This is a genomic window from Pseudomonas sp. A25(2017) (assembly GCF_002001065.1).
Classification (GTDB): Bacteria; Pseudomonadota; Gammaproteobacteria; order Pseudomonadales; family Pseudomonadaceae; genus Aquipseudomonas; species Aquipseudomonas kilonensis.
On sequence record NZ_MUOA01000021.1, the window covers coordinates 19,186 to 27,725 of the forward strand.

Here is an 8,540-nt window from a genome sequence, read left to right on the forward strand (position 1 = left end):
TCGTCAAACCTTGGCGCCCAACTCCGCCGACAGCCGGGCTGTGACCCCTTTGACCAGGGGAATCAGCTCGGCCATCTTTTCCAGCGGCATGTACGGCACGGTGCTGGCGATGCTGATACCGGCAACAATGCGCTTGCCGGCGTCACGGATCGGCGCCGCCACACAGCGAATCGACGGTTCGTTGTCTTCCAGGTCGAAGGCATAGCCCCCCGCCACATACTCCACCATCCGTTGCTGGAACTGTTCCCAGGATTGCTCCTGATGCTGGGGCCAGAACTGATTCTTCCCACCAGCTGGCAGGCTGATTTCATACAGCCGCTTCCATTGTTCCTGCGAGTCATCAAGCATCAGCGCCTTGCCGATCCCGGTGCGCGCCAACGGCATGCGATGGCCTACGCGCGAGCGCATTTCCGGGCCGTTGCGCCCCGGATTCTTCAGCAGGTACAAGACTTCGTCACCTTCACGAATCGCCAAGTGCACGGTGTCCCCGGTGAGCGCCGACAGCTCGTCCAGGTAAGGCCCCGCCAGGCTCACCAGTGGCAACTCTTCCCGGGCCTGAAAGCCCAACTCAATCAATTTCGGCCCCAGCAGGTAGCCCACTTGCGGCACCACGCGCAGGTAACGTTCATCCACCAGGCAACTGGCCAGGCGATGGGTGGTGCTGCGGGTGGTGCCGATCAGCCGGGCGATTTCCTTCAAGTCACGGGCGCCGCTGGCGACCGCCTGGACCACACCCAGGCCGCGCAGCAATGTCTGCGTGCCTGTGGGCGCGGCGTCCTTGGTGATTTTTGGATCGTCTTGCAGCATAGCCGGCCTTCAACAGTGAGCGGGGAACGGGCGGCATTATGGTCGCCCGCCCCGTCGGACTACAACTCGATGCGCTCGACCTTCCCGACCAGCAGGATGTAGGACAGCGCGCCAGCCAGTGCCAGGACAGAGATATAGGTGATGGCCGGGGCAAACGAATCGCCGCTGGCGAGGAAGCCAATCACGATCGGCGTGGCGATGGCCGCCAGGTTTCCGATGAAGTTGAACACCCCGCCGGTCAACCCGAGCAGTCGCGCCGGCGCCAGTGTCGAGACCAGCGACCAGGTGATCGACGCCAGGCCATTGCCGAAGAACGCCAAGGCCAGGAAGGCGATCACCAGCGGCGTCGACTCGACGAAGTTGGCGCCGATGATCGAGGTCGAGATCAGCAACCCGCCAATGATCGGCAGCTTGCGCGCAAACCCCACGGTGGCGCCGCGGCGAATCAGCCAGTCGGAGAAGAACCCGGAGCACAGCACGCCGACAAACGCCGCGAGAAATGGCAGGGACGCCAGTAGGCCGGACTTGATGAAGTCCATACCGCGATATTTCACCAGGTAGGTCGGGAACCACGTCAGGAAAAACCACAACGTGGAATTGAGGCAGAACTGCCCCAGGTAAATGCCCCACAACTTGCGTTGGGTCAGGACAATCCCCAGGTCGGTCCAGCTGAATTTGGCCTTGACCTTGGCGGTATCGGCCTGGATATCCACCAGCCCGCCGCCTTCGCGGATCAGTTCGATTTCGGCGGCGTTGGCGCCTTTGAAATCCCGTGGTTCGCGATACACCGCGTACCAGATCGCCGCCCAGAGAATGCCCACCGCGCCCGTGGCGACAAACACCATGTGCCAACCGAAGGCGTGTTGCAACCAAGCCAATACCGGGGTCAGGAAGGCCAGCCCGACAAACTGCCCGGAGGTATAGAAACCGATGGCCGTGGCCCGCTCGCGCTCAGGAAACCAGGTGGTGACCACGCGGCTGTTGATCGGATAAGCCGGCGCTTCCAGGGCACCGACCGCCATGCGCAGCACGAACAACGCGATGAAACTGGCGGCAAAACCCAGCATTACCGTGGCCACCGACCACAACAGCAGTGCCACGCTGTACAGAATGCGCGGCGGCACCCGATCCACCAACCAACCACCGGGGATCTGCATGGCGGCGTAGGTCCAGCCGAACGCCGAGAAAATCAGCCCGACGTGGATCGGATCGATGCCCAGGTCGCTGGTCAATGCGGGGGCGGCGATCGAGAGGTTGCTGCGGTCCAGGTAATTGATCACCACGGTGATGAACAGCAGGACCATGATGAAAAAACGCTTGCGGCTGGGCGTCACCAACGACGCCTGCGCGCTCAGGGTGTGCGCTTGCATGTGAGGTGCCTCTTTTTATATTTGTCGAATACGGCAAGGATTGAGCAAGACCCTGTGGGAGCAAGACCTGTGGGAGCAAGGCTTGCCCGCGATGCAGACGATGCGTTTTCCAGTCAAACCGCGTCATCGTTCATCGCGGGCAAGCCTTGCTCCCACAGAACCCCTTACTCCCACAGGGCCTTGCTCCCACAAGATTCTTTTGCTCCTGCGCAGTGATCAGCCGCAAATCACCACTCGGCAAAACTGCCATCGGCATGCCGCCAGATCGGGTTGCGCCAGCGGTGGCCGATGGCCGCGCGTTCGATGACGTATTCCTCGTTGATCTCAATGCCCAGGCCCGGACCGTTGGGGATTTTCACGAAGCCCTTGTCGTAGTCGAACACCTGCGGATCCTTGATGTAATCCAGCAGGTCGTTGCTCTCGTTGTAGTGGATACCCAGGCTCTGTTCCTGGATGAACGCGTTGTAGCAGACCGCGTCCAGTTGCAGGCACGCCGCCAGGGCGATCGGGCCCAGCGGGCAGTGCAATGCCAGCGCCACGTCGTAGGCCTCGGCCATGTTGGCGATCTTGCGGGTTTCGGTGATGCCACCGGCGTGGGACGCATCCGGCTGGATGATGTCCACGTAGCCTTCGCTGAGTACACGCTTGAAGTCCCAACGCGAGAACAAGCGCTCGCCCAGGGCAATCGGGGTGCTGGTCAGCGGTGCCAGTTCCTTGAGGGCTTCGTAGTTTTCACTGAGCACCGGCTCTTCGATGAACATCAGCTTGTAGGGGTCGAGTTCCTTCATCAGTACCTTGGCCATCGGCTTGTGCACCCGGCCATGGAAGTCCACGCCAATGCCGACGTTCGGCCCCACCGCATCGCGCACCGCCGCGACGTTGGCCAGGGCCAGGTCGACTTTTTCAAAGGTGTCGAGAAACTGCAGCTCTTCGGTGCCGTTCATCTTCACCGCCGTGAAGCCCCGCGCCACGGCTTCTTTCGCCGCGCGAGCGGTATCGGCCGGCCGGTCGCCGCCGATCCACGAATACACACGGATCTTGTCCCGCACCTGGCCGCCCAGCAGGTCGCTGACCGACACGCCCAGGGCCTTGCCCTTGATGTCCCACAACGCCTGGTCGATACCGGCCAGGGCGCTCATGTGAATGGCCCCGCCGCGGTAGAAGCCGCCACGATAGAGCACCGTCCAGATGTCTTCGATGTTGCGTGGGTCTTTGCCGATCAGGTAGTCGGACAATTCCTCGACAGCCGCCGCCACCGTGTGGGCACGGCCTTCGACCACGGGCTCGCCCCAACCGGTCACGCCCTCGTCGGTCTCGACCTTGAGGAAGCACCAGCGCGGCGGAACGATAAACGTGGTCAGCTTGGTGATTTTCATCTTGTTGTCTCTCTTGTCAGATGCAGCGCACGGGGCGCTGGAAAAGTCTTCAGTTCAAGGCGTTCCATGCGGCCACGTAGGCCTTGGCCCGCACCGCCACTTCATCCGCTGTCAGGCCCGGCTTGAACAGCCCGGAACCGAGGCCGAAACCCTTGACGCCGGCTTCGACGAACACCGCCATGTTGTCCGGCGTAATCCCGCCCACCGGCACCAACACAGTCCCGGCCGGCAGTACCGCAAGCCAGGCCTTGACCACCGCCGGGCCCATTTGCTCGGCGGGGAACATCTTCAGTACATGGGCCCCTTCAGCCAGCGCGGCAAAGGCTTCGGTGGGCGTGGCGACGCCGGGCGACAGGTACAAGCCCGCCGCTTTCGCCGCGCGCAGCACCTTCGGATCGCTGTGGGGCATGACGATCACTTGGCCGCCAGCGGCTTTCACCTGCTCGACCTGCTCCGGCGTGAGCACGGTACCGGCACCGATCAGGCAATCGGCGGGCAAGGTACTGCGCAGGATGCGGATGCTTTCATACGGCTCGGGGGAATTGAGCGGCACTTCGATGACGCGAAATCCGGCGCTGTACAGGACTTCGCCGATGGCTGCCGCCTCTTCGGGACGCAGACCACGCAGGATCGCGATCAGCCCGTTGTGCGCCAGTGCTTGTGTGAGCATGTCAGACCTCCAGTCAGGTTCAGGGGGCGGTGGAATCGAGCAACCCGGCCGCTACGGCCAGTTGCCACAAACCGCGTTCGGTGGCCTGTTCGGCCAGGACCACCCGGGAGAAGCCGCAGGCGTCGAGGGCCCGTTGATAACGGACACAGAGTTGGGAGTTGCCGATCAGCACCACCGTCGGCAGATGGAGGCTGTCGCGTCGCCGACGCTGCACCTCGGCCAGCGCCGTCAGCTCATGGCCGATCAGCAGGCCCGAGAGGTAATCGGCCTGGGCGCTGGCCTCCAGTTCACCGGTCAAGCCCAGGCTGCGAGCGCTGAACACCGTGGACAACGGACCGATCTGGCCGTCCACCGACAACGCCACCTGTACGCCACGATCAAAGGCCACGCCATCGAAGGTCGTACTCCGTTGCTGGGTGCGACCGAGAATGCTGTGGTCACTGAGCACGGCGAAGATCTCGCCGGTCATGAAGGTGTCGAAATGCACGATGCAGCCATCGGCCACTTCCACCCATTTCGAATGACTGCCGGGCAAGCCGATCAGCACCGCTTCGTCCGGCAGGCTGTGCAAGGCACCGAGCACTTGGGTCTCTTCGCCGCGCATGACATTGGGCAAACGGGAACGCTGGATCACGCCGGGCACGATGTGCACATCGACACCGCGAAGGCTGCGAACGGTTTGTAGGGAATGTCCGAGATTGGCGACGTTGGCGGGTGTGTCGCAGTAAGGCGCTTCGCGCCAGCCCTGAGCGCTGCCGACCATGCCGCAGGCAATCACAGGCAAGCCCGGCTGTGCATCGAGCCAGTCGCCGCAGGCCTCGTCGAAGGCCAGTTCGAAACCGTCGATGCACACCCGGCCGACCACGGTTCGCGGCCCGGAAGGCAACTGCATGATCCCCGATGACAGCGAGCGCTGCTCGAGCACCTCGCCATCGGCTGCGAGTTTGTAAGCCCGTAATGAGGTGGTCCCCCAATCGAGCGCGATCAATTGCGCCTGCATCCGCTTCACCTGTTCTGTTTTTTGGCAGTGAGTGGAACGGACTATAAACCTGGGCGCGACAAAATCTCAATATATAAATATCACTCCCATATATTGGGACTGAATAGGTCAACCACAAAGCCAATCGCCATCCGTCCAAGACCCTGCTACGTTTCTGAACGGACGCCAAACAACTCAGGGAAAAAAGTGATGGGACAACAGCTGAAAATCCTCGGTCGCACTTCCTCGATCAATGTCAGGAAAGTGTTGTGGACCTGCCAGGAACTGGAAATCGCCTACGAGCGCGAAGACTGGGGCATTGGTTTTTCTTCGACCCAAGACCCGGATTTCCTGGCCTTGAATCCCAATGCCCAGGTGCCGGTGATCATTGATGAGAACGGTGTGCTCTGGGAGTCGAACACCATTTGCCGCTATCTGGCGGGCAAACATGGGCGCAACGATCTGCTGCCTGTCGAGCCTGCCGCCCGGGCGCGTGTCGAGCAGTGGATGGACTGGCAAGCCACAGAGCTCAACCCGTCATGGGGCTACGCATTCCACGCCCTGGTACGCAAGAATCCGGACTTCCAGGACCCACAGCGCATCGCCGCCGGCGTCAAAGGCTGGAACGAGAAGATGGGGTTGCTGGAGCAGCAGTTGAACCGCACCGGCGCCTACGTGGCCGGTACGGCGTTTTCCCTTGCGGATGTGCTCATCGGCCTGTCGGTGCACCGCTGGCGCCAGGCGCCCATGGAGCGTCCCGACTATCCGGCCGTGGCGGCCTACTGCAAACGCCTCGAACAGCGACCGGGGTTTGCCGAGTACGCATCCGCCGCGCACTCATGAAGTGCTCAGTTGCCGTTAGCGAAATCCCGTAGCACCTTGCCGTCCATTCGGTAGCGCACCCACTCTTCCTGGGGTTGCGCGCCGAGGGATTTGTAGAACTCGATGGCCGGCGTGTTCCAGTCCAGCACACTCCATTCGAAACGCCCGCAATCGTTGTCACAGGCAACTTTCGCCAAATGGCGCAGCAACGTCTTGCCCGCCCCGCCACCGCGCTGGTCAGGCGTGATGTACAAGTCTTCGAGGTACAGGCAGTTGCTGCCCAGCCAGGTGGAATAACTGAAGAAAAACACCGCGAAACCGATCGGCACGCCATCACGCAGGCAGATCAACCCGTGGGCCGTTGCGCCTTCGCTGAACAGGCTGCGCTCGATGTCCGCCACACTGGCAATGACTTCGTGGCGGGCCTTTTCGTAATCGGCAAGCTCAGTGATGAAGGCAAGGATTTGAGGCGCATCGCTGGGTTGCGCAGGACGGATCTCGATGGACATGAACAGGCCTTGTAGCCAATTGAAAGCGCCATACTAAGCCGCCACGGGGCGCTCGTCACATATGAAAGTGAACATCATCCACGAACCCTCGAAGTACTGACATACAAAGGATCTGTCATGACCGCTGCCGTCTTTGCACCTTTTCAAACCGTCGCTGCCCAGTTGCTGCCTCATGCATTGGAGCCATCGGAGGATGGCGCTCACGATCTGTCACACCTGCAACGGGTCTGGCACAACGTACGCTTGCTCCACCGTCATGAAGGCGGTGACCTGCTTACTCTGCTGGCGGCAACATTGCTGCATGACTGCGTGGCGGTGGAAAAAAATTCACCGCTGCGCGCACAGGCCTCTCGCTTGGCAGCGGATAAGGCATCGACACTGTTGTCGACCCTGAACTGGCCAAACGAAAAAATCAGCGCCGTTGCCCATGCCATCGAGGCTCACAGTTTTTCGGCCAATATCGCAGCGATCACACTCGAAGCCAAAATTCTCCAGGACGCCGACCGCCTAGACTCATTGGGCCTGCTCGGGGTGGCGCGCACATTCTATGTGGCCGGACGCATGGGCAGTGCGCTCTATGACCCTCAGGATCCGCAGGCCAAGTCCCGGGATTACGATGATCGACGTTTCTGCCTCGATCATTTCCAGACCAAATTGTTGCACCTGGCCAACGGTTTCCAGACTGCCACCGGGCAACACATGGCGCTGACCCGTCACGAAAAACTAAAAAACTTCATGGAGCAATTCATCGAAGAAGCCGGACTCGACGGCTAGACCATTCGTCGCACCCGAGGCACCAACCCAAATCCAGCGAGGCCCAAGATCAGGTAAGCATTCTGAAAAATGGAGGCGACACCCATGATCACTTCAAGGCTGACCGCATTCACCTTCGCCGCGTTGCTGTCCTCGGTGGCCTTCGCAGCTTCCACCTCCGGCACCGGGCCGACCGATCCTGTGCAAGCACCCAACTCTCCCGCAACCCAAGGCCTGCCCAAATTGAACACCGACGGTACTGGCGGCGGCCTGAACAATGGCCAGCCACCCGCCACCGGCACCGATCCGCGTGTGCAGGGTAATGACACGGGGCGCCAGGGTGGGATGAATACACCGGACTCGACAGCGCCTGATAACGCCGAGACCGGGGTGGGCTCAAAGACCACGACCGGTGGGTCGGGCTCCGAAGGTGGCGCCGCCAGCCAATAGCCTCTGCTCAGACATTTGAGGAGGAACATCCCATGCCTCGTGGAAGCAAAGACAAATACACCGCCGAACAAAAGCGCAAGGCCGCACACATTGAAAAAAGCTACGAGAAAAAAGGCGTGTCCGAGAACGAAGCCGAGGCACGCGCCTGGGCGACCGTGAACAAGCAGTCCGGTGGTGGCGAACGCACCGGTGGTTTAGGCCAGGAAAAGCCGGCGGCGGCCAAGAAAACCGACCGCAAGGAATCGGCCCGCCGCGCCGCCAAGACCCGCGAAGGTCACCCGCGCACCAGTAAAGCCTCCCATGGAACCCAGACAGTGGACAGCCTGATGAAGGAGGCCCGGGCGAAAAACATTCCCGGGCGCTCGAGGATGCGTAAGCAGGAGTTGGTGGAGGCGTTGCGCAAGGCGGGGTGATTGCCGGCGTCTGGGAGGACGCCTTCGCGAGCAGGCTCGCTCCCACAGGGGATCTGCGGTGTGCAGGGGGTCTGAGCCTCCCACATTGGATCTGCGCCGTGCCGAAGTTTCTGCGCCTGGCACGACACCTGTGGGAGCGAGCTTGCTCGCGAAAGCGGTGGGTCAGCGAAGGAGGTGTTGGATGTGCCGACGCCTTCGCGAGCAAGCCCGCTCCCACACTGGCTCTGTGCCTGTGCCGGGGTTCTGCGCCCTGGCACAAAAACCTGTGGGAGATTCTATGGTACGGGGCTACCCCTTAAATGCCTTTCGGTAAGTATTCGCTCTGGTTCTTCAGCAGGGCGAATACCACTCGGGCAAGCTTGCGGGCCAGTGCCACTAATGCTTCGGTTGT

10 protein-coding genes and 1 pseudogene are annotated in these 8,540 nt (G+C 61.5%); 4 read left to right on the forward strand and 7 right to left on the reverse strand.

Annotation, left to right across the window (positions count from 1 at the left end):
• Nucleotides 1-3: 3 nt before the first annotated feature.
• The 5 genes from B0E42_RS00175 to B0E42_RS00195 form a co-directional block, all read right to left on the reverse strand.
• On the reverse strand, nucleotides 4-807 hold the full coding sequence (locus B0E42_RS00175; protein WP_053189620.1) for an IclR family transcriptional regulator: 804 nt from the start codon (nucleotides 805-807) through the stop codon (nucleotides 4-6).
• Between the two features lie 59 nt (nucleotides 808-866).
• Complete coding sequence (locus B0E42_RS00180) at nucleotides 867-2,177, reverse strand: MFS transporter (protein WP_024616933.1); 1,311 nt, start codon at nucleotides 2,175-2,177, stop codon at nucleotides 867-869.
• 227 nt (nucleotides 2,178-2,404) lie between these two features.
• Nucleotides 2,405-3,553, reverse strand: coding sequence for a galactonate dehydratase (gene dgoD / locus B0E42_RS00185; protein WP_003179439.1), 1,149 nt, complete (start codon nucleotides 3,551-3,553; stop codon nucleotides 2,405-2,407).
• A gap of 49 nt (nucleotides 3,554-3,602) precedes the next feature.
• Nucleotides 3,603-4,223, reverse strand: a complete 621-nt coding sequence (locus B0E42_RS00190) for a 2-dehydro-3-deoxy-6-phosphogalactonate aldolase (protein WP_003204208.1) — start codon at nucleotides 4,221-4,223, stop codon at nucleotides 3,603-3,605.
• Between the two features lie 19 nt (nucleotides 4,224-4,242).
• Complete coding sequence (locus tag B0E42_RS00195; protein ID WP_053180922.1) at nucleotides 4,243-5,223, reverse strand: 2-dehydro-3-deoxygalactonokinase; 981 nt, start codon at nucleotides 5,221-5,223, stop codon at nucleotides 4,243-4,245.
• A gap of 189 nt (nucleotides 5,224-5,412) precedes the next feature.
• Here B0E42_RS00195 and B0E42_RS00200 point away from each other — a divergent pair, with 189 nt between their 5' ends.
• The gene (locus B0E42_RS00200) at nucleotides 5,413-6,045 is read left to right on the forward strand and encodes a glutathione S-transferase family protein (RefSeq protein WP_077505170.1); all 633 of its coding nucleotides are present in this window, start codon (nucleotides 5,413-5,415) and stop codon (nucleotides 6,043-6,045) included.
• A gap of 5 nt (nucleotides 6,046-6,050) precedes the next feature.
• On the opposite strand, the gene B0E42_RS00205 is transcribed toward B0E42_RS00200, so the two are convergent.
• Entirely contained in the window at nucleotides 6,051-6,533 is a 483-nt protein-coding gene (locus B0E42_RS00205; protein WP_003204214.1) for a GNAT family N-acetyltransferase, read from the reverse strand.
• 117 nt (nucleotides 6,534-6,650) lie between these two features.
• Between B0E42_RS00205 and B0E42_RS00210 the strand changes: the two genes are divergently transcribed.
• The 3 genes from B0E42_RS00210 to B0E42_RS00220 all read left to right on the forward strand — a co-directional run bounded on the left by B0E42_RS00210 (nucleotide 6,651) and on the right by B0E42_RS00220 (nucleotide 8,149).
• Nucleotides 6,651-7,307: an HD domain-containing protein gene (locus B0E42_RS00210; RefSeq protein ID WP_077505172.1), complete on the forward strand. Its 657-nt coding sequence runs from the start codon at nucleotides 6,651-6,653 to the stop codon at nucleotides 7,305-7,307.
• 84 nt (nucleotides 7,308-7,391) lie between these two features.
• A complete protein-coding gene (locus B0E42_RS00215; RefSeq protein WP_018613594.1) occupies nucleotides 7,392-7,736 on the forward strand; it encodes a hypothetical protein in 345 nt (114 codons plus the stop codon).
• 32 nt (nucleotides 7,737-7,768) lie between these two features.
• Nucleotides 7,769-8,149 (forward strand): Rho termination factor N-terminal domain-containing protein, encoded by a 381-nt coding sequence (locus B0E42_RS00220; RefSeq protein WP_077505174.1) that lies wholly within the window; start codon nucleotides 7,769-7,771, stop codon nucleotides 8,147-8,149.
• A gap of 295 nt (nucleotides 8,150-8,444) precedes the next feature.
• On the opposite strand, the pseudogene B0E42_RS31355 reads toward B0E42_RS00220, so the two are convergent.
• Nucleotides 8,445-8,540: pseudogene (locus tag B0E42_RS31355) on the reverse strand (IS110 family transposase); the annotation flags it as partial.

Excerpts from the sequence above, each read along its gene's own strand:
- B0E42_RS00175 (WP_053189620.1), bottom strand. The coding sequence starts at position 807 with ATGCTGCAAGACGATCCAAAAATCACCAAGGACGCCGCGCCCACAGGC.
- B0E42_RS00180 (WP_024616933.1), bottom strand. The coding sequence starts at position 2,177 with ATGCAAGCGCACACCCTGAGCGCGCAGGCGTCGTTGGTGACGCCCAGC.
- dgoD (WP_003179439.1), bottom strand. The coding sequence starts at position 3,553 with ATGAAAATCACCAAGCTGACCACGTTTATCGTTCCGCCGCGCTGGTGC.
- B0E42_RS00190 (WP_003204208.1), bottom strand. The coding sequence starts at position 4,223 with ATGCTCACACAAGCACTGGCGCACAACGGGCTGATCGCGATCCTGCGT.
- B0E42_RS00195 (WP_053180922.1), bottom strand. The coding sequence starts at position 5,223 with ATGCAGGCGCAATTGATCGCGCTCGATTGGGGGACCACCTCATTACGG.
- B0E42_RS00200 (WP_077505170.1), top strand. The coding sequence starts at position 5,413 with ATGGGACAACAGCTGAAAATCCTCGGTCGCACTTCCTCGATCAATGTC.
- B0E42_RS00205 (WP_003204214.1), bottom strand. The coding sequence starts at position 6,533 with ATGTCCATCGAGATCCGTCCTGCGCAACCCAGCGATGCGCCTCAAATC.
- B0E42_RS00210 (WP_077505172.1), top strand. The coding sequence starts at position 6,651 with ATGACCGCTGCCGTCTTTGCACCTTTTCAAACCGTCGCTGCCCAGTTG.
- B0E42_RS00215 (WP_018613594.1), top strand. The coding sequence starts at position 7,392 with ATGATCACTTCAAGGCTGACCGCATTCACCTTCGCCGCGTTGCTGTCC.
- B0E42_RS00220 (WP_077505174.1), top strand. The coding sequence starts at position 7,769 with ATGCCTCGTGGAAGCAAAGACAAATACACCGCCGAACAAAAGCGCAAG.